This window comes from Mannheimia granulomatis (assembly GCF_011455695.1).
Lineage (GTDB): Bacteria > Pseudomonadota > Gammaproteobacteria > Enterobacterales > Pasteurellaceae > Mannheimia > Mannheimia granulomatis_A.
Window position 1 is genome coordinate 757875 of the sequence record NZ_CP015030.1, and the last position, 25410, is coordinate 783284.

Below are 25410 nucleotides of genomic sequence, written 5' to 3' on the forward strand. Positions count from 1 at the left end.
ATTAAGAGGGTTTGTATATTAAGCTAAGCTGTTGTTTGTGCAATAACAGGTTGTTGTGGTTTAATTGCACCTGCCATTTCAGCCAGTTCTTCCATACGGTTGATAATAATATATTTGCCTTGTACCGTAATCATACCGCTTTTTTGGAATCTGCCTAATAAGCGGCTGATAGTTTCAATAGTTAAACCAAGATAGTTACCAATATCGCCTCTTGTCATAGTTAAGCGGAACTCCTTTGCAGAAAAGCCTCGAGCAGAATAGCGTTGAGAAAGGTTATATAAAAATGCGGCCAGTTTTTCTTCGGCATTCATTTTTGAAAGGAGTAAAATCATCTCTTGATCGCTTTTGATTTCATTGCTCATTAAACGCATAATTTGATGGCGAATTTTAGGCATTTTGCCGGCAAGGTCATCTAAAATATCAAAGGGAATTTCACAGATCATTGAGGTTTCTAATGCTTGAGCATAACCTTCATGCTGCATATTAGTGATAGCATCAAAGCCGATTAAATCACCCGGTAAATGGAAACCTGTAATTTGTTCCTCACCGCTTTCGCTTAAAGTATAAGCCTTTAAGGTACCGGAACGAATAGCGTAAAGCGATTTTAGTTCATCCCCTGACTTAAAAATCACTTGGGATTTTTGAACCGGTTTTTTACGCTCAATAATATTATCTAATTGAGTTAACTCAGTTTCATTAAGCGTAAATGGCAAACATAGTTGGCTGATACTGCAGTTTTGGCAATGAATTGTGCAAGATGTGCGTCCATTGGGTTTTAATTCAGATACAATTTTCATCCATTTAACCTTGATTTTGGCAATTTTTGATTTAGAACAAAGTTTACCATTAAAGTGAAATTAAGCAAAGTGGGGTAGAAAAATTAAAAGCGAGCTAAGACATCATAAAATTTTTACAAATTTTCGATTTTGCGATCTACTTCAAGTTTTTATTAAACGGACTGTGCTAGTATGTCTATATAAACCCAGAAACTCTAAAAACAAGGAGCTTATTATGTATAAACATATTTTAGTCGCAGTCGATCTTTCGGAAGAGAGTCTTGTTTTAGCACGTAAAGGGGCAAGCTTAGCAGCTAAATGTGGTGCAAAATTGTCGCTTATTCATGTTGATGTAAATTTCTCTGATTTATATACAGGATTAATTGATATTAATATGTCTTCAGTGCAAGACGGTGTTGTTGAAGAAACTAATACAGCATTAGCTGAGTTGGCGGCTAAAGTGGATTATCCGGTGTCTGATTGCTTAAACGGCACGGGAGATTTTAGCCAAGTATTGCAAGAGGCAGTTGAAAAACACGATGTAGATCTATTAGTTACCGGACATCATCAAGATTTCTGGAGTAAATTCATGTCATCAACCCGCCAAGTAATGAACAATATCAGTGTAGATATGCTTGTTGTCCCATTAGCTGATGAATAATACGTAAATCTTTAAGTAAAATTGACCGCTTGAAGCAGAGTTTTCTTATTCAAGCGGTTCTTTTTTCAAGAAAATTTGCAATTATAGAAGAGAAATTATTGAAATAAGCTAAACATAACTAACAAAATTCAGCAAAAACTGTGTAAAATAGCAAGATAACTTAACTATTTAATTTCCATTTTTTAAAGAGTATTTTACATGAAGACAACCTCAGATATCAGACAATCTTTTCTTAAGTTCTTCGAAACCAAAGGGCATACCATTGTACCAAGCAGCTCGTTAGTTCCGGAAAATGATCCGACATTACTATTTACTAATGCAGGTATGAACCAATTTAAAGACGTGTTTTTAGGCTTAGAAAAACGTCCTTATACCCGAGCTACCACAGCACAACGTTGTGTGCGTGCAGGGGGAAAACATAACGATTTAGAAAATGTAGGTTATACTGCTCGCCACCATACTTTTTTTGAAATGATGGGAAATTTCAGTTTCGGTGATTATTTCAAACAAGATGCGATTAAATTTGGCTGGGAATATTTAACTTCTCCACAATGGTTAGGCTTACCAAAAGAAAAGCTATACGTTACTGTATATGAAACCGATGATGAAGCCTATGAAATTTGGAATAAAGAAGTAGGTGTGCCGGCAGAGCATATTATTCGTATTGGTGATAACAAAGGTGCGCCTTATGCTTCGGATAACTTCTGGGCAATGGGGGATACTGGTCCTTGTGGTCCTTGTACTGAGATCTTCTACGATCATGGTCCTGAGCATTGGGGTGGTTTACCGGGTACACCAGAAGAAGATGGTGACCGCTATATTGAAGTATGGAACATTGTATTTATGCAATTTAATCGTTTAGCAGACGGTACAATGGAACAATTGCCAAAACCTTCTGTCGATACTGGTATGGGATTAGAGCGTATGACTGCAGTGATGCAACATGTTAACTCTAATTACGAGATTGATATTTTCCAAACTTTAATTAAAGAAGTCGCATCTCTTCTTAATGTAACAGATTTAGACAACAAATCCTTACGAGTTGTAGCAGACCACATCCGTGCATGTTCTTATTTAGTTGCAGATGGTGTTATGCCGTCAAATGAAGGTCGTGGCTATGTATTACGCCGTATTATTCGTCGTGCAGTTCGTCACGGAAATATCTTAGGTGCAAAAGAAGCCTTCTTCTACAAACTTGTTCCAACCCTAGCAAAAGTTATGGGACAAGCAGGAGAAGTGTTAACTGAAAAACAGGCTCAGATTCAAAAAACCTTAAAAGCAGAAGAAGAACAATTTGCTCGCACGCTTGAGCGTGGTTTAGCGTTGTTAGAAGATGCTTTAACGAAAGTGGAAAATAAAACACTTTCAGGTAGTGTAGCATTCAAACTATATGACACTTACGGCTTCCCACTTGATTTAACTGCAGATGTTTGCCGTGAACGTGAAATTACTATTGATGAAGCTGGTTTCGAAGCAGAAATGACGGCACAGCGTGAACGCGCGAAGGCAAGCAGTAACTTTGGTGTGGATTACAACAATGTTATTAAAGTAGAAGGTCAAACTAAATTTTTAGGTTATGAACAAACTGCATATAATGCAAAAGTGCTCGGTTTATTCTGTAATGGTGTTGCTGTTGAAAAAATTGAATCGGGTGATAATGCCGTTGTGATTTTAGACCAAACACCATTTTATGCAGAATCTGGCGGTCAGATAGGTGATGCAGGTGAGATTAGCTCACCACTGGGTTTATTCCAAGTGAATGATACACAGAAATATGGTCAAGTTTGGGGGCATATCGGACAACTTAACGGTGGTGTTTTAGCTGTTGGTGATGTTGTTTCTGCCCTAGTGAATGTTGAACGTCGTAATGCTATTACTTTAAACCATAGTGCAACTCACTTATTGCATGCGGCACTACGTCAAGTATTAGGTGATCATGTCGCACAAAAAGGCTCTTTAGTGTCAGAGCAGATTTTACGTTTTGATATTTCACAGCCTGAGGCCATTACAAAAGCACAATTAGAAGAAGTTGAGCGTATTGTGAATGCCAAAGTGCGTGAAAATATTCAAGTGGTTATCGAAGAAATGGATATTGAATCGGCTAAAGCAAAAGGTGCTATGGCCTTATTCGGTGAAAAATATGGCGATGTTGTTCGCGTTGTTGATATTCCTGAATTCTCCATTGAGCTTTGTGGCGGTACGCATATTGGACAAACCGGTGATATCGGCTTATTTAAAATTACCTCAGAAGGTGCCGTAGCAGCAGGCATTCGCCGTATTGAAGCTGTAACAGGCGAAAATGCGATTGTCTGGTTACATAACCTTCAACAGGCTGTGCAACAAAGCGCAGAATTGCTCAAAGCAGATAGTAATTCATTAGCTGAAAAAATTATTCAGTTACAAGAAAAAGCGAAACGCACAGAAAAAGAACTTCAACAATTACAAAGCAAATTTGCTGCTCAAGCAGGGGCAGATTTGGCTAAGCAAGCTACCCAAGTCAATGGTGTGAATGTGGTTATCCAACAATTAGAAAATGTGGAGCCAAAAGCATTACGCACCATGGTAGATGACCTTAAAAATCAATTAGGTACAGCTGTGATTGTCTTTGGATCAAATGTAGAAGACAAAGTAAACTTAATTGTTGGTGTGACAAAAGACTTAACCCATAAAGTGAATGCAGGTGAACTTGTAGGAGCAATGGCACAAAAAGTAGGTGGAAAAGGAGGCGGTCGTCCGGATATGGCGATGGCCGGTGGTTCGCAACCACAAAATCTTCCATCTGCATTAGCCCTTGCTACAGAGTGGATCAGCACAAAACTTTAAAATAATAATAGGCGAGGATGAACTCGTCTTAAAAACTTTGCTCTATAATTATCATAGAGTTTTAAACCCATTAGGAGACAATTATGCTTATTCTAACTCGTAAGATTGGGGAGGTTTTACTCGTAGGAGACGATGTTGAGATTACGGTGCTTAACATTCGAGGAAACCAAGTAAAATTAGGTGTGAATGCACCCAAAGAAATCTCGGTACACCGACAAGAGATTTATGACAGAATCAAAGCCTTGGAAGAGGAAAAATAGATGCACTCATTACCTTAAGGGAAAACATGATAGAAAGACTAATGTGCTTCAGAGTTTTGATATTCTTTGTCAATGAGGTATAGAGTTAAGTTTTTACTTATTAGGTAATGAGTAATGCTGATATTTACACAAGACACAAGCGTTTTGTAAAATTTTCATGAAATATGACCGCTTATATTTATACAAGCGGTTTATTTCGGAGAATTTTTAGCAAACTCAAATATGATTAAGGATTTCAAATGAAAGTTATTATCCCTGTTGCCGGCCTTGGTACTCGTATGCTACCTGCAACTAAAGCGATTCCAAAAGAAATGCTCACACTTGCAGATAAGCCGCTAATTCAATATATTGTAAATGAATGTGTTGCCGCAGGCTTTAAAGAAATTGTGTTAGTCACACACTCTTCCAAAAATGCCATCGAAAACCATTTTGATACTTCTTTTGAGCTTGAAACAATGCTTGAAAAACGAGTTAAACGTCAACTTTTAGATGATGTACGCTCAATTGTACCAAAAGATGTTACTTTAATTCATGTTCGTCAAGGACAAGCAAAAGGTTTAGGCCATGCAGTATTATGTGGACGTGCAGTTGTTGGGAATGAACCTTTTGCGGTGGTACTACCGGATGTACTACTGGGTGATTTCACCGCAAATCCTAAAACGGAAAACCTTGCTGCAATGGTAAAACGTTTCAAGGAAACCGGAAACAGCCAAATTATGGTTGCACCGGTACCGATAGAAAATGTTAGCAGCTATGGTGTTGCAGATTGTGATGGTGTTGATATTCCGTTAGGTGGCTCAGCTAAAATCTGTCGAATGGTTGAAAAGCCAAGTGTAGAAGAGGCACCGTCTAACTTAGCGGTAGTCGGCCGTTATGTATTCTCTGCAAATATTTGGGAGCTACTAGAAAGAACGCCGGTTGGTGTAGGTGATGAAATTCAATTAACTGATGCAATTGATATGTTGATTCACCAAGAAACAGTTGAAGCCTTTAATATGACAGGTCGTTCATTTGACTGTGGTGATAAAGTTGGCTATATGAAAGCTTTCGTAGAGTACAGCCTAAATCACGATAAATGTGGCAAAGAATTTAAGGTTTTCATTAAAGAACTAGCGAAATCGTTATAATTCTCTTAAACATTAACACCATACATTGTATGGTGTTAACTTCATCTAAACTGTAATTCTTGTTCCAAATCCTCAATAGCTTTTAAACACTTCATTTTACGGTACTCCGTCTCGGTTATTTGATTTTTTAACGCTTGGCTTAACACTTCATCTTCTTCATTATAATTCTGCTCCATTAACCAGCTGATTTTCTCATTTAAAGCTCGTAGTGCCTTACGATATTCTTGCAAACGCTTATTGGGCGATAAACGATGAATATTCGCAGGGAATTGAAATGAAGAATGAAATTGAAGCCTTTTTTTCTCTTTTTGAATATTTTCAACTGCTTTATTTAGGGCATCAAATTGTTTTATTAACTTATCGGAATAATATTCAACATATAAGGCATCATGTTGAGAGAGCAGAATTTCAGCTGTTTTTTCTATTTCTGTAGTAAAAAAATTGACCGGTCCGGATTTTTGGGAAAAATAGGTCGAGTTAAGAACAATTGTCTGTTCTAAAAACGGCGAAAATACAGCTAAATTTTGTTGGATTTGAGTAATAAAATGATGTTTTTGCATAAGCTGGTTTCTATATTGCTATCGGATTTTATTGGCTCTACATTTTATACAAGTCTTTTTGAAATGTGAAATGTATTGCTACAAGCGGTTGTTTTTTACTAATTTTTTGCAAATAAAACGCCTAAAAATGCAGGCATAACGAACAAAATTCTAAAAATGTGAACTATGTCACAAAATAAATGAACTTTTTCGGAAAGTTGTAATAGATCAAAATGCGTTTATAAATTCATTATATTTCAATGAGTTATGAAATGAAGTTAAACTTTAAAAATTGTGCAAAAATCCTCCAAATGAACAAATATTTCCATAACATATTGATTTTAAATAGGTTTTTTATGGTTTTTGCTTGTGGTTGGAAGTATTGACATTAAGTTTTCTTTTTGCAATTATGCTTGCGAACACAGTGTGAAGCATTTGCGGATACATTGTAGCTTGGAGAGTTACTCTTACACCTTAACGAGAGTAATTACTTATTATACAACATATAAAAAATCTAAGGTGAAAATTATGAAAAAAACATTAGTTGCATTAGCAGTAACAGCATTCGCAGCGTCAGCAACTGCAAAAATCGATCTTTACAGTCAAGACGGTACAACAGTTTCTACTGATGGTCGTGTAAAAGTAGTTGCTCATAAAGAAACAACAAAAGTAAACCGTGACAAAACTAACTATGGTCACTCAGCATTATCAAATGATGGTACTCGTTTAGGTTTAACAGTAAATCATAACATCACAGAAGATTTCTATGCATTAGGTCGTTTAGAGATCCGCTTCGATGGTGGTGATAAAAAAGGCAGCGATAACTGGGGTAATGCCTATGCTAAACGTGCATTTGTGGGTTTAGGTCACAAACAATATGGTCAAGTAACCTTCGGTAAGCAATTATTAGTAGGCGATGATGTTGGGCGTATCGGTTTAGATAACTACTACAATGTAGGTTCATCATATGCTCCTGTAGGCGGTTGGGCAATTTTAAATGAATCTTCTGATTCAGCAGTGCGTTATGACTACAAAGGTGTTCAAGGCTTAACATTAAGTGCTGACTATAGCTTTGCTAACAAACATGACACAGTAGGTTCAGATAAAGCAGGTTATGGTGCTGGTGCAATCTATGAATTTGCAGCAGGTGAAGGTACAGCAAGTGTGTCTTTAGGTTATGCTCATAAAGATATTGAATCTGGCAGCAAAGTTAAGAAAGACCAAGATGGCGTATTTGGTGGCTTTAACTATGTAGTCAATGGCGTTAAATTAGGTGTTGATGGTGGTTATAGTGTACGTAAATCAGGTGATGCTAAAGACAAATTAAATTATGTACGTACCGGTTTACGTTATGATATCCCAGATACTAAAACAGGTGTTTACGGTAACTACTCTTACCTAGTAGTTAAGAGCGGTCAAGAAAAAAATAAAGCACATCAATTCTTATTAGGTGCTGACTACAGCTTCCACAAACATGCTAAAGTGTTCGTAGAAGGTAAATTAGCGAAAGCGCGTTTTGATGATAAATCTAAACAAACTGATAAAGGTATCGCAGCAGGTTTAATCGTATTCTGGTAATCCTTGATTGCTAAATTATAAATTAACCCCTAACAATGAAAATTGTTAGGGGTTTTTATCGTTCATAGTAACAGACCTATGTGTTAGCTTGTAAAAAATACCCTTGACAAATCTATGCAGAATAGGGAATATAGTTCTGGAGAATTAATGCTCCATTTTGAGCAAATAATTCTTTATGATTTATTTTTGATATAAAGGAAAACCAAATGAAAAAAACACTTTTAGCTTTAACAGTTGCAGCATTTGCAACTTCAGCATCAGCAGAAACTATTTTCGATAAAGAAGGTACAAAAATTGATTTTTCAGGTTCTGTTCGTGTAATTTTGGATAATCAAACTAAAAAAGAAAATGGTAATACTGTGAGAGATGGTGACAATGGACATTCTCACTTACGTAATAATGGTACTCGTTTTGGCTTAAAAGCAACTCATGCTTTAAATGACAATGGTTATTATGCGGTAGGTGCATTACAGGCACGCTTTAAGAATGATTCAGCCGGTGGTTTTGGTACCTTATATGCTCATCAAGCCTTTGTTGGTTTAGGTAAAACTGGTTATGGACAAATGACATTTGGTAAACAAGCTGTGATCGCTGATGATGTGGGTCTTGCAAATGACTATGAATATGGCTTGTTAGCAGATTATGTTCCAACTTCAAGTGTGAATGCTATCCGTTATGATTATACAGCGATTGAAGGTTTAACTTTAAGTGCAAACTATAATTTTGGTCAAAGCACCAAGAATGATGGCAAATTATTAGATAAAGAAATCAAAAATGGCTTTGCTTTTGGTGGTGTTTATGAAGCAAACAACTGGATTTTCCAAGGGGTTTATGGTCGCACAAACTACAAAGCAAAAACCTCAGATAAACACCGTGCAGATGCTTTTGATGCTGCAATTGGCTATAACGTAACTGAAGCATTGCTTGTTGGTGTTGATGGCGGTTACCAAGTTGAGAAAACCGGTTCAAACAAAGATAAATCATTCTATGTTGGTCCAATGGCGAAATTCCGAGTAACGGATAAATCTTCAATCTATGGTAACTATCTATATGGTCAAACCAAAAATGAAGACGGTAGCAAAGATAAAACTCACGGTTTCTTAGCCGGTGCTGACTACCAATTCCACAAACATGTTGTTGCTTATGTTGAAGGTAAATACGTGAAAGGAAAAGAATTCAACGCAAACGGTATTCGTGGTGATAAAACAACAGAAAAAGCAATCGGTGTTGGTATGCGCGTAAATTGGTAATTTGCCAATAGAATGTGATTAAACCCCTCATAATTTACTTTGTGAGGGGTTTATTTTTCATAAAAAGGATTAATTATAATTAGATTAAATGTTTTAAGGGTTATAAGAAAGTTTATTGGCAAGGTAATAAAATAACTATAGATCTCAAACTTTTTCTATAATTTAATGAATGCTTAGAATTAATGGAGGCGTGTCCCGGAGTCGAACCGAGCTACATGGATTTGCAATCCAGTGCATAACCGCTTTGCTAACACGCCATATGAATTGAAAATTTGGAGCGGGAAACGAGGCTCGAACTCGCGACCCCGACCTTGGCAAGGTCGTGCTCTACCAACTGAGCTATTCCCGCATTTGAATATTCCATAACATTGCGTCTTGGAATGAGATGGCATTTTACGGATTTATCGCTTTATGTCAATGCTAAAGTGAGAACTTGTTTTCTAAGTGTTGAAAAAAAACTCACTGTTCTGAGTTTTAGGTTTAAAAACAAGCAATAGACTGATTTTTTAACTGTTAGCTGTGTCTTTTTTGTTAGAAAAGTAAAAAATCACGCCTTGTTTTCAGTGATTTTTGTGTTCTTTATTGTTAAGCTAAGTGATACACTTCAGCATAGTTTTAGTTATTAGAGAAAATATAATGAGCAGTACTGAATTATTGGTGAATGTAACACCAAGTGAAACGCGAGTGGCGTTACTTGAAAACGGTTTATTAAAAGAGTTGCATATTGAAAGGGAAGCCAAACGTGGGATTGTCGGTAATATTTATAAAGGACGAGTGACCCGTGTATTGCCGGGAATGCAGTCTGCTTTTGTGGATATCGGTTTGGAAAAAGCGGCGTTTTTGCACGCATCGGATATTGTTTCTCACACCGAATGTGTGGATGAAAATGAAAAGAAGCAGTTTGTGGTGAAAGATATTTCCGAGCTGGTACGTGAAGGACAGGATATTGTAGTTCAAGTGGTAAAAGACCCTATTGGGACTAAAGGAGCACGTTTGACTACAGATATTACCTTACCTTCCCGCTATTTAGTCTTTATGCCTGAGAATAGCCATGTGGGAGTCTCTCAGCGTATAGAAAGTGAAGCGGAGAGAGAGCGTTTAAAAGCCCTTGTTGAGCCTTATTGTGATGAGCTGGGTGGATTTATTGTTCGTACCGCTGCGGAAGAGGCAACAGAAGATAGCCTAAAACAAGATGTCGAATTTTTAAAGCGTTTATGGCGGAAGGTATTAGAAAGAAAAACGAAATATTCTGCTAAATCGATGCTGTATGGCGAACTTGCATTAGCTCAACGTGTGTTGAGAGATTTTATCGGTACACATATTAATGCGGTTTGGGTAGATTCGAAAACAACTTGCGAGCAAGTTAAAGAATTTCTGACTGAGTTTATGCCTGAGTTGACAAACTCGGTGAGCTTGTACACCGGAGCTAAAACATTATTTGATGCTTATGGGGTGGAAGAGTCTATCCAAAAAGCATTAGATAAAAGAGTGAATTTAAAATCGGGTGGTTATCTGATTATTGAGCAAACTGAAGCAATGACAACTATTGATATTAATACAGGCGCTTTTGTTGGACATCGTAATTTAGCTCATACGATTTTTAATACCAATATTGAGGCAACACAAGCTATTGCGCATCAACTTCAATTGCGAAATTTAGGTGGCATTATCATTATTGATTTTATTGATATGCAGGAAGAGGAACACCGTGAGCGAGTATTGCAATCCTTGCAAGAAGCCTTAAAAGGTGATCGAGTGAAAACCAATGTAAATGGTTTTACCCAACTAGGTTTGGTTGAAATGACCCGTAAACGGACTCGGGAAAGTTTAGAGCGTATTCTTTGCTGTGATTGCCCTGCTTGTCAAGGTCGTGGTACGGTGAAAAGCGTTGAGACGGTTTGCTATGAAATTATGCGTGAAATTGTGCGTGTCCATCATCTATTTAAAACTGAGAACATTCACGTTTATGCGTCAAAAGAGGTGGCTGAATATTTAATTAATGAAGAAAGCCATGCATTATTGGCAGAGGTTCAAGCATTTATCGGTAAGAAAATTGAGATTAAATTAGAACCTTATTATCACCAAGATCAGTTTGATGTAGTGGTGATGTAATCATTGAAATAGAATTTGAGGCTAATTTCGATTAGCCTCAATTTTTTATCCTCATTTGCAAAATTTTTAGAAAATCTTACCGCTTGTTTCCTATCCAAATTCCTTAAAATCACGTATAATCGTCCAGTTTTATTTATTCAAATTTAAAAATTCAAAGGTAATTCAATGTCTGAAGTAGAAAATCAAGAATTAGATCTCAATGGCGAAATGTTAGCTCGCCGTGAAAAATTAAATAAAATTCGTGAGCAGGGTAACGCTTTCCCTAATACTTTCCGTCGTGATGCGTTAGCAAAAGATCTTCATACTCAATACGATTCTGTTGAGGGTGAAACATTAAAAGAACAAAATATCCAAGTTAAAGTTGCCGGACGTATTATGCTAAAACGAGTAATGGGTAAGGCTTCTTTCTTTACTATTCAAGATGTAAGCGGCGCTATTCAACTTTATGTTGCTCGTGATAATTTGGCTGAAAGTGTGTATGAAGAAAAAGTCAGTCTTTGGGATTTAGGCGATATTATCGGCGTTGAAGGTACTTTATTTAAAACCAAAACAGGTGAGTTAACCATTCGTTGTTCTGAAGTCCAGTTATTAACCAAAGCGTTACGTCCATTACCAGATAAACACCACGGCTTAACTGACTTAGAAACCCGTTATCGTCAACGTTATTTAGATTTGATTTCTAATGAAGAATCTCGCCGTACATTTATGATCCGCTCAAAAGTAGTTTCCGGTATTCGTCAATTCTTCTTGGAAAAAGACTTTATCGAGGTTGAAACTCCGATGTTGCAAGTGATTCCGGGGGGGGCGGCAGCAAAACCATTTATTACGCACCACAATGCGTTAGACGTGGATATGTACCTGCGTATTGCACCTGAGCTTTATCTCAAACGCTTGGTGGTGGGCGGTTTTGAGCGAGTGTTTGAGTTGAACCGTAACTTCCGTAACGAAGGCGTTTCCGTACGCCATAATCCGGAATTCACGATGATCGAGTACTATCAAGCCTACGCGGATTACCACGATTTAATGGACAACACCGAAGAGTTGTTGCGTAAATTAGCGTTAGATATTCTTGGTACAACTGATGTGCCTTACGGCGAATATGTGTTTGATTTCGGCAAGCCGTTTGAGCGTATCACTATGCACGATGCGATTGTAAAATACGGCAATGGCATCAAACGCGAAGATTTAGATAATTTTGAGAAAGCCGTTGGAATTGCCAAAGGTTTAGGCATTGAAATTCAAAAATCATGGGGTTTAGGTTCGGTCATCAACGCTATTTTTGAAGAGGTGGCTGAACATCAACTTATTCAGCCGACTTTCTTAATGGCGCACCCGGCAGAAATTTCACCGCTTGCACGCCGTAATGATGAAAATCCAGAGGTTACCGATCGTTTTGAATTATTTATTGGCGGACGTGAAATCGGTAATGGTTTCTCTGAGTTAAATGATGCAGAAGATCAGGCTGAACGTTTTGATGCTCAAGTGGCAGCGAAAGATGCAGGCGATGATGAAGCGATGTTTAAAGACGAAGACTTTGTGGTTGCCCTTGAACACGGTTTACCACCGACAGCCGGTGAAGGTTTAGGGATTGACCGTTTGGCGATGATTTTTGCTAATGCACCGTCAATTCGTGATGTGATCTTATTCCCGGCAATGCGTCAGAAATAATGATTTGAAATAATAGAAAAAGCACACTTCGGTGTGCTTTTTTGTTACCCGATTTTAATGGAGGTCATGCTAAGAGAGCCTCCTACGATTTCATCATTGAAGAAAGTAATTGCTTCATCATTATCCCGTTGTGCCACAATATAAAGTAGTGGTAAATAGTGTTCCGGTGTGGGTACCGATAAATCTGCTGCATTGCCAAATTTTTCACTCTCAATAATAGCTTGATAATTGCCGTCTGCAATCGCTTTGTTGATATATTCGTGGAATGCGAATGCCCAATCATATCCCGCACCAGGTTGTTCCATATGTTGCCAGCTAATTGCTCTTAAATTATGCACAATATTCCCACTGCCGATAATAAGTACGCCTTGCTTTCTTAGTGGTTTGAGTTTTTGTGCTAATTCAAAATGCCACTGCGCCGGTTGATGGCGGTGAATGCTCAACTGCACTACTGGGATATCTGCGTTTGGGTAAAGGTATTTTAGTACAGACCACATACCATGGTCGAAGCCGCGATTTGGGTTGAGTTCGGCTTGCTCCGGTAAAAGTAGTTGTTTGATTTGCTCAGCCAATTCAGGGGAACCGGGGGCAGGATAGGAGACTTGGCTTAGCTCTTCGGGGAATCCATGGAAATCGTAAATTAATTCCGGATTTTGACCGCTTGTAATTTGCAGTTTTGAGCTATACCAGTGTGCTGAGATCATTAAAATGGCCTTTGGTTTCTCAAATGTTTGCGTAATTTGTTTAAAACCTAAGTTAAAGGTATTTTGAGCATCTAACACATTCATTGGGTTACCATGGCCAACGAAAAGAGCAGGTAATTTATTCATTTTATTTTCTCCGTCTTGTTTTTTAGATAGTATAAATAGGAGAATTAGCGATAAAAAGATCAATAAAATAAAAAAATTATTTCTTAAAAAGAAAGAATAGTAAACAAGCGGTCAAATTTCACAAAAATTTTGCAAATTTACTTTGCTAATCCTTGTTTGATCATTGGCTCGAAGAAATCGTAATCGACCAAAAAGGAGTCATGTCCAAAATCGGAATTGAATTCGTGGAATGCTAATTTCACGCCTGCCTGTTCTAATTTTTGTTTGCTTTTATACACATCAACTTGCTTGAATAGCTGGTCGCTGGTTACGGTAACAAAGGTGTAGTTGGCTTTAATACGTTTTAAGGCGATTTCTTCGCTTTCATAGCCGAGAGCAGGGGTGTAGAGATCTAATGCTCTTAATAATCGGAGATAGGTATTTGCATCAAATCGACTTAAGAATTTTGTTCCTTGATAGCTTAGATAAGATTCCACTTGGAAATAATCCCCCCAAATAGCCCCGGCTTGTTTGGTTTCACGCCCAAAGGCTTTTGCTAATTGAATGTCAGTACGGTAGGTTAGCATACCGAGCATACGGGCTATTTTTAGCCCATTTTCAGGGGCAATACTGTCATAATAATCGCCACCATTGAAGTGGGGATCGTTAATAATCGCTTGTCGCATAACATGATTGAAGCCAATCGCTTCTGCACTTAATGTAAGAGAAGAGCAGAGGTTGATTATATTATGTACATGTTCCGGGTAACTAATTCCCCATTGTGTTGCTTGCATACCGCCAAAAGATCCACCTACTACTGCATGGAGTTGGGGAATTTCAAGATAATCAAGTAAGGCTTTTTGTACATTAACAATATCTTGCACAGTAATAGTAGGGAACTGGCTACCATAGGCTTTGCCTGTTTTAGGGTTAATGGAAGAAGGACCTGTTGTGCCTTTGCATCCGCCAAGAACATTACTACAAATAAAGAAGTATTTTTCAGTGTCAAATGCTAAGCCTTTGCCGATAAAGTCTTGCCACCAACCTTTTTCGGTGGATGAGTCGTAATAAGGCTCTGCATCGCCTGTTAGTGCATGGCAAATTAGCACAGCATTGTTTTTTTCGATATTGAGTGTGCCATAGGTTTGGTAAGCAATAGTAATAGGGGAAAGCTCGCCGCCTAGTACAAGTTGTAGTGGTTTTTCCTCAAAAAGCGTAATATGCTGAGCCATAGAATCCTTATGTGAATAGTCTTTTTATTGTGATCCCTTTGGGATATTTTTGCGTTGCAAAAAAACAGTGTTTTTTGACTGCTTGTTATTATGATGTTGTTGAAGCATAAATTAGCGGTGTTCATTTCAATTGTCAAGAAATTTTAGACGTCTAAACGTCTAGATTTTTGAACGGCTAAAAAAATGACGTTTAGAGGAATAAATCATGCCTTACTCTTAACAAATGAAGTGAAATAGAATAAATTTATTGAACAATTGACGTGTTTAGCTTGTCTTTAAACGGGTAAGTAGAAATAGATTAGGTAATTCCATTTGAACCAAGAAAAAAACAGTATGGTTATTTTGTCGTTATGGCAGCGAATTAAACAACAGGCGATTAAACTATTTAAAATCATTGTCGGATTGAATTTGTTTGCAATTCTTGCTTTATTAGTGATTGATGCCCTAACTAGCTATATAGTAAGAGATAAAGTTTATACAAACATTGAACTGCTCCCTCATAGGGAATATGCAGTGGTGCTGGGGACGGCTAAGTTTTATACCAAAGATGTTATTAATAAATACTATAAATATCGTTTAGATACTGCAGCAGAATTAATTAAAGATGAAAAAGTGGATAAATTGTTGCTAAGTGGTGATAACAAAACACCTTATTATAACGAGCCTAAAACGATGACTGTTGATCTGTTAAAAATGGGAATTGCAACACAAAAAATTAAACAAGATTATGCAGGTTATCGAACCTTTGATTCAATCATTCGAGCTAAAGAGGTATATAAATTGCCACCATTTACGATAGTGTCGCAAAAATTTCATTGCGAAAGGGCATTGTTAATTGCAAAATTTAGAGATATTGATGCTATTTGTTATGCAGCAAAATATCCGGAGGGCGCATATCAAGTAAGGGTTAGAGAAATATTAGCTAGAGCAGCGATGATTTTTAGCTTACTTACAGGAATGGCCCCGGAAACACTAGAAGATATACCATCTAAATAATCAAGCAAAACAGCCGGCTATAATCAACCGGCTGTTTGCATATGGTTTAGAGAATAATGGTTTTATTTTTATAGACAAATACTTTGTCTGAAAGGACCAATTCCAATGCTTGGCTTAGAACGGTTTTTTCCACATCTCTCCCTGCACGCATCATAGCTTCTGCGGTATAGGTATGATCCACATTAATCACATTTTGCATAATGATTGGACCTTCATCTAATTCATCATTTACAAAATGGGCAGTTGCGCCAATAATTTTTACTCCACGTTCATAAGCTCTTTGGTAAGGTTTTGCCCCAATAAATGCAGGTAGGAAAGAGTGGTGGATATTCACAACCCGATTTGGGTAACGCGCAACAAATTCAGGGTTGAGTACACGCATATATTTAGCGAGGACGATATAATCTGGTGTATATTCATCAATTTTTTCTGCTAATAGCTTATCGTGTTCAACCCGAGTTAAATTTTCATGGCTTACTAAGTGGAATGGTACGTCAAAACGCTCAACTAATCCTCTTAATGTATCATGGTTACCGATAACGGCTGCAATTTCTACATCTAAACCACCGTAATAGTTTTTCATTAATAAATCACCTAAGCAGTGGGCTTCTTTAGTGACTAAAATAACAATTCTTTTTCTCTGTTTCGGTAATAATTTATAGATAGAACCTTCAGGCAGTGTAAAGGCTAGATCGGCTAATAAAGTTTTATCATTAAAAATCCCTTCCAATTCAGTACGCATAAAAAAACGTTTGGTTTCGTTGTCGACAAATTCAGAGTTTTTAATAATGTTTAATTGGTGTTTGTAACAAATATTAGTAATTTTTGCGACCAGTCCTGTATCATCAGGGCATTCAGTTAATAAGATTTTGTGTTCGATCATTTATCATTCCTATTATAAAATAGGAGAACTCTGTTCGAGTTCTCCTTTATTAAAATAAAGCCGGAATTAAGCAATTAAATTGCAAAATCCTCTAATTTTTTACCTTTATCTAAAGCTTGTTGAAGAGCTTTTGGTGTTCTACCTTGACCTGTCCATGTTTTTTCATTGCCATTTTCATCAGTGAATTTATATTTTGCAGGACGAGGCGTAACTGCTTTGCGAACTTTACGGTTTTTAATTACTTTATCAGCTAATAATGCAGCCAATTCATCAATAGAAAGCCCATCTTGTTTCAACATTTCTTTGTATTTATTTAAACTTTCTAGTTGTTTGGCTTTTTCTAATTCTTCAAGTTTAATTTCTTCTTCTTTTTCTGTAATAATAACGTTAAGTTTTTCTGAAATAGATTTTAATTGCTCAAGATCTAACTCTTTCGCTAATGTACGTAAGCTGCGAATATTTAAAAGGTTTTTTAACGCTGACATTTTTATTCTCCTAAATTAATTCAATAATGTCCTAACAATGATTTGATCATCTTGTTGGGTTATTTATCATATCTTAAAAGATATTTTAGGTAAATAAATATAAATAAAAATAGATACTTTATATCTGAGGCTATTCATGCTATCTTTAGCCGTCCTACAAATTGTAGAGGTGCAAATTTAATAAGTATTTTTTCTGAGTGGAAAACGATGAAGAGAAAGGAAAGGTGAATTTGCCGAAATCAGTTAAGCGTCATCTTATCTGGTTGGGGTCGTTGTCGAAAGAAACGACACTGTCGTAGTAAATGCTACGGAGTGCTACTGTTAGGGTGGGTTTCAATTTTATATATTTACCTTCCTTCATATATTTATTTGTAATAAATATTCCCAGTAGATCTCTTGTTTGGCTATTATTCTTATTTTATACAAGTCATTTTAGAGGTTTTATGAATCTAGTTGATTACTCCACATCACTTTGGTCTGTGTTACCGGCGTTGATTGCATTGATTTTGGCAATTGTTACCCGCAAAGTGATTATTTCTTTAAGTATCGGGATTATTTTTGGTGCCTTTATGCTCACTAACAGTAGTTTTCTTGATGCTTTAACTTATATTAAAAACAGCGTGGTATCTTTGGTTTATAAAGGTCCGGAAGAGGGTTTAAATTCAAATAACGTAAATATCATTTTATTTTTAGTATTATTAGGTATTTTAACCTCGTTATTAAGCATTTCAGGTAGTAACCAAGCATTCGCAAATTGGGCTCAGAAAAGAATTAAAAGTAAACGTGGCGCTAAATTAGTTGCAGCAGGTTTAGTCTTTTTTACCTTTATTGATGATTATTTCCACAGTCTTGCAGTGGGCGCGATTGCTCGTCCTGTAACAGATAAATTCCGTGTTTCACGTGCAAAATTGGCTTATATTCTGGACTCAACTGCTGCACCAATGTGTGTGTTGATGCCGATTTCAAGCTGGGGAGCTTACATTATTACCTTAGTTGCCGGTTTATTGGCAACACATTCAATTACAGGCTACTCGCCATTGGGAGCCTTTATGACAATGAGTGCAATGAATTTCTATGCAATTTTTGCAATGATTATGGTCTTTATTGTCGCTTACTTCTCATTTGATATTGGCTCTATGGCACGTTTCGAACGTCAAGCGGAAAAATTAGCCGAAGTTGAGGAAGAGCATATTGAAGTTAAAGGTCGTATGCGTAATTTAGTATTTCCAATTTTAGCTTTAATTTTAGTAACGGTTGCAATGATGATTAAAACCGGTGCTGATGCATTAGCTGAAGCGGATACGCCATTCTCGATTTTAGGTGCTTTTGAAAATACTACCGTGGGGATTTCTTTGGTCGCAGGTGGTCTAGCTGGCTTAATTGTGGCGACTATTTGTATCATTGCAAGCGGTAATATTTCGTTTAAAAATTACATCCGATCTTATGGTTTAGGGGTGAAAATGATGTCCGGTGCAATTACTATTTTATTCTTTGCATGGACAATCAATGGTGTGGTGAGTGATATGCAAACCGGTAAATATTTATCAGGTTTAGTAGGAGAGCATATTGCAGCAGGTTTTTTACCAGCAATTTTATTCGCATTAGCAGCGGGAATGGCATTTTCAACGGGAACAAGTTGGGGAACCTTCGGGATTATGTTACCCATTGGTGCCGCTATGGCAGTACACTCTGACCCTGCACTAATCATTCCATGCTTATCTGCAGTAATGGCAGGAGCAGTATGCGGTGACCATTGCTCGCCTATTTCAGACACTACGATTTTATCGTCTACAGGCGCACAATGTAATCACATGGACCACGTAGTTTCTCAATTACCTTATGCACTTTTAGTTGCAGCAGCATCTATTGTGGGCTATTTAGTTGTGGGCTTTACTCACTCTGCATTATTAGGTTTTCTAGCAACTGCTGTGGTAATGGCACTACTTATTTGGGTGTTTAGAGCAAAAAATGCAGAAAATAAGTAGTTAATTTTTAAAAATGTGAAGAGTATCACAGTATTAAATAAATTTATTAGTTAGAATATAACACAAGATATGGATATCTGATGTTGTGTTATATAATCTTAAAATAAGATCCTCCTATGTATTAGCGTACCTTTTGGTACGCTTTTTTCTTTTTACGCTAATAGTCATATTTTTTTCTTGCATAAACTGAACTTTTGTACTACTTTAATAGTACATTTATATTTTGAGGGTAAAAAAATGAAAGTAGCGTTAGTGACAGGAGCAACAGCCGGTTTTGGTTTGGCTATTTGTAAATTACTGATTGAATCCGGTTATAAAGTAATTGGTACGGGCAGACGTAAAGCTCGATTAGAGGAATTGCATTTGCAATTTGGTGATAATTTTTTACCGCTTGCATTTGATATTCAAAATCCTGATGAAGCAGAGCAAGCTTTGAATAGTCGCCCTCAAGATTGGCAACAGATTGACTTATTAGTAAATAATGCAGGTCTGGCTTTAGGTTTAGAACCAGCTCATAAAGTGAATTTAGAAGATTGGTATCAAATGATTGATACTAATATCAAAGGTGTGGTGACAATGACTCGTCTTATTTTACCTGAAATGGTAGAACGCAATAATGGACATATTATTAATATTGGTTCGATTGCCGGGACTTATCCTTACCCAGGAGGAAATGTGTATGGTGGAACTAAAGCGTTTGTAAAACAATTTAGTTTAAATTTACGTGCTGATTTAGCCGGTACAAAAATTCGTGTGTCGAATGTTGAACCGGGCTTGTGCGGTGGAACCGAGTTTTCAAATGTTCGCTTTAAAGGTGATGCTGAAAAAGCAGCGAAATTGTATGAAAATGTAGAGTTTGTTCGCCCTGAAGATGTGGCGAATATTGTACTGTGGCTTAACCAACAACCTGAACACGTAAATATTAACCGCATTGAAGTGATGCCGGTTGCGCAATCTTCCGCAGCATTAAATGTCGTAAGAAATCTCTAACAAGAAGATGATAAAAGGAAAAATTATGTCAAACACACTTCTTAATCCTTATTTTGGTGAATTTGGTGGTATGTATGTGCCGGAAATTCTAGTACCGGTTTTAAAACAGCTTGAACAAGCTTTTGTAGAAGCTCAGCAATCTGCTGAATTTCAAGCTGAATTTGCTGATTTACTGAAAAATTATGCAGGGCGACCAACGGCATTAACGCTTTGCCGCAATTTAACTAAAGGGACCAAAACGAAACTTTACCTTAAACGTGAAGATTTGCTGCATGGTGGGGCTCATAAAACTAACCAAGTGCTAGGACAAATTTTGCTGGCTAAACGAATGGGCAAAACCCGTATTATTGCTGAAACCGGTGCGGGACAACACGGCGTGGCAACCGCATTAGCTTGTGCTATGTTAGGCATGCCTTGTGTAGTTTATATGGGGGCAAAAGATGTGGAACGTCAATCACCTAATGTATTTCGTATGCGTTTGATGGGGGCTGAAGTCATTCCGGTAGAAAGAGGCTCTTGCTCTCTTAAAGATGCTTGTTGTGAAGCAATGCGAGATTGGGCGGCAAATTATGAAACTACCCATTATTTGATTGGTACGGCTGCCGGTCCACACCCATTCCCAACCATGGTGAGAGAATTTCAAAAAATGATTGGTGAGGAAACCAAACGCCAAATTTTAGAAAAAGAAGACCGCTTACCGGATGCTGTAATTGCAGCAGTGGGGGGAGGCTCAAATGCAATTGGGATGTTTGCTGATTTTATTGAGGAAAGCTCGGTTAAATTGATTGGCGTAGAGCCGGCAGGCAAAGGCATTGAAACCGGAGAGCATGGCGCGCCGTTAAAGCATGGCACAGCGGGTATCTATTTCGGAATGAAATCACCGATTATGCAAGATAAAGATGGTCAAATTGAAGAGTCCTACTCTATTTCTGCCGGATTAGATTTCCCATCAGTTGGCCCACAACATGCTTATTTAAATGCAATTGGGCGAGCGGAGTATGTTTCTATTACTGACCAAGAAGCCTTAGATGCGTTCCAAGCGTTAGCGAAAAATGAAGGCATAATTCCTGCTCTTGAATCATCCCACGCGTTGGCTTATGCCTTGAAATTGATTCAGCAAAACCCGGAAAAAGAACAATTATTGGTGGTAAATTTATCGGGGCGTGGGGATAAAGATATTTTCACGGTGGATAAAATTTTAAATGGAGATCACTAAAATGAGTCGTTTTGATACTTTATTTTCAACTTTGAATGAGAAAAACGAAGGTGCTTTTGTGCCATTTGTGACCCTATGTGATCCAGATTTTGACCGCAGCTTTGAAATCATTGAAACAATGATTGCAAATGGTGCAGATGCACTGGAGTTAGGCTTTCCGTTTTCCGATCCGCTTTTAGACGGACCTGTTATTCAAGCTGCCAATAAACGTGCTTTAGATGGCGGTTACAGCACAGATGCTTGCTTTGAAATGATTGCGAAAATTCGAGCAAAATATCCTGAAATTCCAATCGGTTTATTACTATGTGCTAACTTAATTTTTGTGCCGACCGCAGAGCAATTTTTCCAACGCTGTCAGCAAACAGGAGTAGATGCGGTATTAATTGCGGATCTTCCTATTTTGGCTGCGGATGAGTTTGTACCAACAGCTAAGAAATATGGTATTCAGCCTGTGTTTATTTGCCCACCAAATGCGGATAACCCTACTATTGAACGTATTGCACAGCTAACTGAAGGCTATACTTATTTAGTTTCTCGGGCAGGTGTAACCAGTGCGGAAAACCAAGCTCACGCCGGCAATTTGGATAATTTGATCGAAAGTTTAAAAAGCGCAAAAGTCGCCCCGATTTTACAAGGCTTCGGTATTGCTAAACCCGAACAAGTTAGAGAGGCTCTTGCTCTTGGGGCTGATGGTGCGATCTCAGGTTCGGCAATTGTGAAAATTATTGAAAGCAATTTGAGCGACCAACAGAAATTAGTCAGCGAATTAGCCGAGTTTGTGAAAGCAATGAAAAAGGCAACTAAAGGCTAGGTTTACAAGCGGTTTTTTTTCGCCAAAAATTTGCAAACGCTTTTAACGGAAGAGGTTAAAAGCGTTTTGTTTTTCTGTTCAAATTTAAAACATTAAGATAGAATAATCGCCTTATTTTTCACTATTCAACTCTATGAAATCTATTATTACTTTTTGTTTATTAAGCCTGTTTTTGCCTTACAGTCTAGCTAAATCTCTCGCCGGTGCAGTGAATGGCAAGAGTGATCAAGAACTCGAAATCGCTAATAATATTATTGTTGAGTATGAAACGCCGCTCTTTAGTGCGAATAAGTCAGCTAAAAATTATCGAATTCCGTCGCTCTTAACTACGAAAGATGGTGTTGTGATTGCAGCTATTGATAAACACGAGTTTGATAACAAAGATTGGGGGAATATCGATTTGGTTATCCGCCGAAGTTTTGATGATGGCAAGACATGGCAAAATGATCAAGTGGTAATTGATTTAGTGGAACAGCCCTACAACGCTCCTTATTTTGAAAATACTCAATCGGCCTTTGTGATAGATCCTCTTATGGTGCAAGACAAAGAGTCGGAACGTATATTTTTGATGATTGATATGTACCCTGAATCCAGTGGCATTCACAGTCATATCAGCTACCAAGGTAAAAGAGAGCCGGCCTCACCGGCCAATGTGTTAGGCAGTGGCTATGCTCATATTGATGAGCAACCTTATTTACGTTTGAAAGCCAAAGATCAAACCTATACTGTGCGTGATCCACAAGGGAATTTTAGTACGATTTACGATAGCGAGAATAAGCCTACCAATTACAAAGTGATAACAAAAGGCAATCCGAACAAAGCCTACCGAGATTTAGGCGATCTTTATTTGGGTGAAATTAATGAGGCAAATTATCAAGGTAATATTTTTCTATCATCACAGAAAGAGTTTAATCGCTCTGCCCCTTTTAGTGTAGAAAAAACAAGTTATTTATGGCTGATTTATAGTGATGATAACGGCAAAACTTGGTCGAATCCTGTCGATCTTAACCCACAGTTAAAACAGGATTGGATGAAGTTTTTAGGTACCGGCCCAGGCACCGGCGTGCAACTTGAAAACGGCACTTTGCTGATGCCTGTTTATTTTATTGACCAAAATGATAACGAAGCTACTACTGTGATTAAAAGTAGTGATGGTGGTGAAACGTGGGTAATGGGCGAATCACCGCTTTATTCCCATTCTAAAGAAGGTGGCAAAGCACTTTATAAAGCCAGTGAATCGCATATTGTGGAGTTAAATAACGGTGTGATTAAAATGTTCACCCGAACCAATAAAGGAAAAGTTTTAGTTTCGACCAGTAATACGGAAGGTATGACATGGCAAAGCAGTGAGTTAGATGATGAGCTGCTTAATTCTTATACGCAACTATCGGCAATTAAATATTCGAAAAAAATCAATGGGAAAGAGTATATTTTGCTCTCAAATGCTCATTCGAAACAGATGTGGAAACGCATTAACGGTAGAGTATGGATTGGCGAAATCAAGCCAGATAATAGTATTGATTGGCAAGATTATATTCAGATTACAACCGGCAATGAAACATTTGGCTACAGTAGCTTAGCGGAGTTACCGGATGGAAAAGTCGGACTTCTCTATGAAAAGGTAGGTGGAGAGATAAGATATGTTCGCTTAGAGGTTGAACAGATTCTAAAAGATGATAAGCTAGGTCAATACAAGCGATCATTTTTTAACATTTTTTGCAAATAAAAGGAAAAAACGATGAAATTAACAAAAATTGCAGTTTCAGTTGTAGCAATACTTGGTGTAGTTTCTGTAGGTGGCAGTTGGTACACAGGTAAACAAGTTGAAGAAAAATATCAACAACTGATTACTCAATCCAATGATATGTTTAAAAACTTTGCTAATGAATATGGTACTAAAGTTGAAATTAAAGATGTGCAGATTAATCGTGGCTTTTTTAGTTCTGATGCGAAATATCGCCTAGAAGTAGAAATGATTGATGGTGAAAAATTAGATTTTGTCGGTAACGATAAAATTCACCACGGTCCATTACCGCTTAACCGTTTAGCGAAATTCAACTTTGTCCCTGTGTTGATGAGTATGGAAAACCATATTCAATCTCCTGAGCAATTCAAAAAAGTTTTAGGGGAGAAATTAGGCTCGGGAGTGGCAAATATCAGTTACTCAGGTAAGGCTGAAGGAGAATTTACCTTCTCGCCAATTAAAGTGAGTAATGAGCAAGCTTCGATTGAAAGTACGCCAATTAAAATGGAATATAGCTACGACCAAAATGCTATAAATATGCTAAGTTCTATCACTTTAGATGACCTTAATGTAAAAATCGAAGATGGGGATTTTAACATTCAAGGTTTATCTTATGAAATCCAAACCAGTGATAGTCAAGGTTATACAAATTTAGGCTTAGGAAAAGGTGGCTCAAAAATCAAAGCGATTGAATTTAAATCTAAAGAAGGTGAGCTAACGCAGATTAAAGATATTGTAGCCAAGGGCGATAATGTCTTAAAAGGTGATCGCGTAGTTTCTTCTGCACAGGTACAAGCAGAAACTATTCAAATAGCAGGCGTTGATTTGGGTAAATTCAAAATGGATATGCTAACTGATTTTGATGCTAAATTAATGAATGACATTATGCCGGTACTTTCTCATTCTGACACTTTAGAGAATGAACAAACTGGTGAAATGGTATTGGAATTACTTTCAAAATCATCGAAATTCCATATCAATAATTTCTCATTAGAGAAAGCTAATGGTAAGTTTGATATTGCGCTACTTCTAAATTTGGCTCAATTCTCTCCACAAACTGCGAGTGACTTAAATACGCTATTAAAAGCGATGACATCGAGCAAATTTGCACTGAATGTAAATCGTGAATATCTCGAAGATATTATGCGTCAAGTTGCTATCACTCAAGAAAAATTAACGGAAGACGAAGCAAAAGCCAAAGCAGAGCAAGAAGTTAATACGATTTTTGGCAGCAGCTTAACGGGGATGTCTGTGGTTGATGGTAATAACTTGAAATCTGAGTTAAGTATTAATGACGGTAAAGTGTTCCAAAACGGTCGTGAATTAAGCGAAGATGAAGTTCAAATGGCGTTATTTATGATTATGATGGGGACTGGCTCACTCGGCAAGTAATTCGATATTTCTCTAAGTGAAGCGTATTATCTGCGATAGCAGAAATACGCTTTTTTTATCACATTAAGCTCCG

General features: G+C 37.4%; 21 protein-coding genes, 2 tRNA genes and 1 riboswitch. Of the genes, 15 read left to right on the plus strand and 8 right to left on the minus strand.

Features of this window, described 5'->3' with window-relative positions:
* Positions 1 to 23: 23 nt before the first annotated feature.
* Complete coding sequence (locus A4G16_RS03780; protein WP_027074706.1) at positions 24 to 797, minus strand: FNR family transcription factor; 774 nt, start codon at positions 795 to 797, stop codon at positions 24 to 26.
* A 214-nt stretch (positions 798 to 1011) separates the two neighbouring features.
* On the opposite strand from A4G16_RS03780, the gene A4G16_RS03785 reads away from it, so the two are divergent.
* The 4 genes from A4G16_RS03785 to galU all read left to right on the plus strand — a co-directional run bounded on the left by A4G16_RS03785 (position 1012) and on the right by galU (position 5647).
* A complete protein-coding gene (locus A4G16_RS03785) occupies positions 1012 to 1437 on the plus strand; it encodes a universal stress protein (RefSeq protein ID WP_165888757.1) in 426 nt (141 codons plus the stop codon).
* Between the two features lie 198 nt (positions 1438 to 1635).
* Entirely contained in the window at positions 1636 to 4260 is a 2625-nt protein-coding gene (gene alaS, locus A4G16_RS03790; protein WP_165888758.1) for an alanine--tRNA ligase, read from the plus strand.
* Positions 4261 to 4343: 83 nt separating this feature from the next.
* Positions 4344 to 4520, plus strand: coding sequence for a carbon storage regulator CsrA (gene csrA / locus A4G16_RS03795; protein WP_027074703.1), 177 nt, complete (start codon positions 4344 to 4346; stop codon positions 4518 to 4520).
* A 239-nt stretch (positions 4521 to 4759) separates the two neighbouring features.
* On the plus strand, positions 4760 to 5647 hold the full coding sequence (gene galU / locus A4G16_RS03800) for a UTP--glucose-1-phosphate uridylyltransferase GalU (protein WP_165888759.1): 888 nt from the start codon (positions 4760 to 4762) through the stop codon (positions 5645 to 5647).
* 41 nt (positions 5648 to 5688) lie between these two features.
* Here galU and priC read toward each other — a convergent pair whose 3' ends face one another.
* Entirely contained in the window at positions 5689 to 6207 is a 519-nt protein-coding gene (gene priC, locus A4G16_RS03805) for a primosomal replication protein PriC (RefSeq protein WP_165888760.1), read from the minus strand.
* A 507-nt stretch (positions 6208 to 6714) separates the two neighbouring features.
* Here priC and A4G16_RS03810 point away from each other — a divergent pair.
* Positions 6715 to 7764, plus strand: coding sequence for a porin (locus tag A4G16_RS03810; protein ID WP_165888761.1), 1050 nt, complete (start codon positions 6715 to 6717; stop codon positions 7762 to 7764).
* A 206-nt stretch (positions 7765 to 7970) separates the two neighbouring features.
* A complete protein-coding gene (locus A4G16_RS03815) occupies positions 7971 to 9014 on the plus strand; it encodes a porin (RefSeq protein ID WP_165888762.1) in 1044 nt (347 codons plus the stop codon).
* A gap of 183 nt (positions 9015 to 9197) precedes the next feature.
* Here A4G16_RS03815 and A4G16_RS03820 read toward each other — a convergent pair.
* Both A4G16_RS03820 and A4G16_RS03825 read right to left on the minus strand, forming a co-directional pair.
* Positions 9198 to 9271 (minus strand) — tRNA-Cys (locus A4G16_RS03820).
* A 16-nt stretch (positions 9272 to 9287) separates the two neighbouring features.
* Positions 9288 to 9363: transfer RNA gene (locus A4G16_RS03825), tRNA-Gly, on the minus strand.
* 287 nt (positions 9364 to 9650) lie between these two features.
* Here A4G16_RS03825 and rng point away from each other — a divergent pair.
* Both rng and lysS read left to right on the plus strand, forming a co-directional pair.
* Complete coding sequence (rng, locus tag A4G16_RS03830) at positions 9651 to 11126, plus strand: ribonuclease G (protein WP_165888763.1); 1476 nt, start codon at positions 9651 to 9653, stop codon at positions 11124 to 11126.
* A 165-nt stretch (positions 11127 to 11291) separates the two neighbouring features.
* Entirely contained in the window at positions 11292 to 12794 is a 1503-nt protein-coding gene (gene lysS / locus A4G16_RS03835) for a lysine--tRNA ligase (RefSeq protein ID WP_165888764.1), read from the plus strand.
* Positions 12795 to 12838: 44 nt separating this feature from the next.
* Here the strand turns inward: lysS and ygiD are convergent, their stop codons facing one another.
* Positions 12839 to 13624, minus strand: a complete 786-nt coding sequence (ygiD, locus tag A4G16_RS03840; RefSeq protein ID WP_165888765.1) for a 4,5-DOPA dioxygenase extradiol — start codon at positions 13622 to 13624, stop codon at positions 12839 to 12841.
* 137 nt (positions 13625 to 13761) lie between these two features.
* Positions 13762 to 14835, minus strand: coding sequence for a homoserine O-acetyltransferase MetX (metX, locus tag A4G16_RS03845; RefSeq protein ID WP_165888766.1), 1074 nt, complete (start codon positions 14833 to 14835; stop codon positions 13762 to 13764).
* Between the two features lie 333 nt (positions 14836 to 15168).
* Here metX and A4G16_RS03850 point away from each other — a divergent pair, with 333 nt between their 5' ends.
* Positions 15169 to 15831: a SanA/YdcF family protein gene (locus A4G16_RS03850; protein WP_420704468.1), complete on the plus strand. Its 663-nt coding sequence runs from the start codon at positions 15169 to 15171 to the stop codon at positions 15829 to 15831.
* A gap of 46 nt (positions 15832 to 15877) precedes the next feature.
* Here A4G16_RS03850 and purU read toward each other — a convergent pair whose 3' ends face one another.
* Both purU and A4G16_RS03860 read right to left on the minus strand, forming a co-directional pair.
* Entirely contained in the window at positions 15878 to 16714 is an 837-nt protein-coding gene (gene purU, locus A4G16_RS03855) for a formyltetrahydrofolate deformylase (RefSeq protein WP_165888768.1), read from the minus strand.
* 74 nt (positions 16715 to 16788) lie between these two features.
* Positions 16789 to 17199 carry an H-NS family nucleoid-associated regulatory protein gene (locus tag A4G16_RS03860; protein WP_165888769.1) on the minus strand — a complete coding sequence of 137 codons (411 nt, stop codon included), beginning with the start codon at positions 17197 to 17199 and terminating at the stop codon, positions 16789 to 16791.
* Between the two features lie 156 nt (positions 17200 to 17355).
* Positions 17356 to 17525, plus strand: a riboswitch (Lysine riboswitch).
* 117 nt (positions 17526 to 17642) lie between these two features.
* Here A4G16_RS03860 and A4G16_RS03865 point away from each other — a divergent pair.
* From A4G16_RS03865 to A4G16_RS03890, 6 genes are all read left to right on the plus strand, one after another.
* Positions 17643 to 19184 carry a Na+/H+ antiporter NhaC family protein gene (locus tag A4G16_RS03865; protein WP_165888770.1) on the plus strand — a complete coding sequence of 514 codons (1542 nt, stop codon included), beginning with the start codon at positions 17643 to 17645 and terminating at the stop codon, positions 19182 to 19184.
* Between the two features lie 237 nt (positions 19185 to 19421).
* On the plus strand, positions 19422 to 20174 hold the full coding sequence (locus tag A4G16_RS03870) for an SDR family oxidoreductase (RefSeq protein ID WP_165888771.1): 753 nt from the start codon (positions 19422 to 19424) through the stop codon (positions 20172 to 20174).
* Between the two features lie 25 nt (positions 20175 to 20199).
* The gene (gene trpB, locus A4G16_RS03875) at positions 20200 to 21390 is read left to right on the plus strand and encodes a tryptophan synthase subunit beta (RefSeq protein WP_165888772.1); all 1191 of its coding nucleotides are present in this window, start codon (positions 20200 to 20202) and stop codon (positions 21388 to 21390) included.
* 1 nt (position 21391) lies between these two features.
* Positions 21392 to 22201 (plus strand): tryptophan synthase subunit alpha, encoded by an 810-nt coding sequence (trpA, locus tag A4G16_RS03880; RefSeq protein WP_165888773.1) that lies wholly within the window; start codon positions 21392 to 21394, stop codon positions 22199 to 22201.
* A gap of 133 nt (positions 22202 to 22334) precedes the next feature.
* Entirely contained in the window at positions 22335 to 23927 is a 1593-nt protein-coding gene (locus A4G16_RS03885) for a sialidase family protein (protein ID WP_165888774.1), read from the plus strand.
* Between the two features lie 12 nt (positions 23928 to 23939).
* Positions 23940 to 25337, plus strand: a complete 1398-nt coding sequence (locus tag A4G16_RS03890; protein WP_165888775.1) for a YdgA family protein — start codon at positions 23940 to 23942, stop codon at positions 25335 to 25337.
* The last annotated feature ends 73 nt before the right edge of the window (positions 25338 to 25410 follow it).

Excerpts from the sequence above, each read along its gene's own strand:
- csrA (WP_027074703.1), top strand. The coding sequence starts at position 4,344 with ATGCTTATTCTAACTCGTAAGATTGGGGAGGTTTTACTCGTAGGAGAC.
- A4G16_RS03810 (WP_165888761.1), top strand. The coding sequence starts at position 6,715 with ATGAAAAAAACATTAGTTGCATTAGCAGTAACAGCATTCGCAGCGTCA.
- A4G16_RS03890 (WP_165888775.1), top strand. The coding sequence starts at position 23,940 with ATGAAATTAACAAAAATTGCAGTTTCAGTTGTAGCAATACTTGGTGTA.
- A4G16_RS03785 (WP_165888757.1), top strand. The coding sequence starts at position 1,012 with ATGTATAAACATATTTTAGTCGCAGTCGATCTTTCGGAAGAGAGTCTT.
- A4G16_RS03870 (WP_165888771.1), top strand. The coding sequence starts at position 19,422 with ATGAAAGTAGCGTTAGTGACAGGAGCAACAGCCGGTTTTGGTTTGGCT.
- lysS (WP_165888764.1), top strand. The coding sequence starts at position 11,292 with ATGTCTGAAGTAGAAAATCAAGAATTAGATCTCAATGGCGAAATGTTA.
- priC (WP_165888760.1), bottom strand. The coding sequence starts at position 6,207 with ATGCAAAAACATCATTTTATTACTCAAATCCAACAAAATTTAGCTGTA.
- ygiD (WP_165888765.1), bottom strand. The coding sequence starts at position 13,624 with ATGAATAAATTACCTGCTCTTTTCGTTGGCCATGGTAACCCAATGAAT.
- galU (WP_165888759.1), top strand. The coding sequence starts at position 4,760 with ATGAAAGTTATTATCCCTGTTGCCGGCCTTGGTACTCGTATGCTACCT.
- A4G16_RS03850 (WP_420704468.1), top strand. The coding sequence starts at position 15,169 with ATGGTTATTTTGTCGTTATGGCAGCGAATTAAACAACAGGCGATTAAA.
- trpA (WP_165888773.1), top strand. The coding sequence starts at position 21,392 with ATGAGTCGTTTTGATACTTTATTTTCAACTTTGAATGAGAAAAACGAA.
- A4G16_RS03885 (WP_165888774.1), top strand. The coding sequence starts at position 22,335 with ATGAAATCTATTATTACTTTTTGTTTATTAAGCCTGTTTTTGCCTTAC.
- A4G16_RS03815 (WP_165888762.1), top strand. The coding sequence starts at position 7,971 with ATGAAAAAAACACTTTTAGCTTTAACAGTTGCAGCATTTGCAACTTCA.
- A4G16_RS03865 (WP_165888770.1), top strand. The coding sequence starts at position 17,643 with ATGAATCTAGTTGATTACTCCACATCACTTTGGTCTGTGTTACCGGCG.
- trpB (WP_165888772.1), top strand. The coding sequence starts at position 20,200 with ATGTCAAACACACTTCTTAATCCTTATTTTGGTGAATTTGGTGGTATG.
- A4G16_RS03860 (WP_165888769.1), bottom strand. The coding sequence starts at position 17,199 with ATGTCAGCGTTAAAAAACCTTTTAAATATTCGCAGCTTACGTACATTA.
- metX (WP_165888766.1), bottom strand. The coding sequence starts at position 14,835 with ATGGCTCAGCATATTACGCTTTTTGAGGAAAAACCACTACAACTTGTA.
- A4G16_RS03780 (WP_027074706.1), bottom strand. The coding sequence starts at position 797 with ATGAAAATTGTATCTGAATTAAAACCCAATGGACGCACATCTTGCACA.
- alaS (WP_165888758.1), top strand. The coding sequence starts at position 1,636 with ATGAAGACAACCTCAGATATCAGACAATCTTTTCTTAAGTTCTTCGAA.
- purU (WP_165888768.1), bottom strand. The coding sequence starts at position 16,714 with ATGATCGAACACAAAATCTTATTAACTGAATGCCCTGATGATACAGGA.
- rng (WP_165888763.1), top strand. The coding sequence starts at position 9,651 with ATGAGCAGTACTGAATTATTGGTGAATGTAACACCAAGTGAAACGCGA.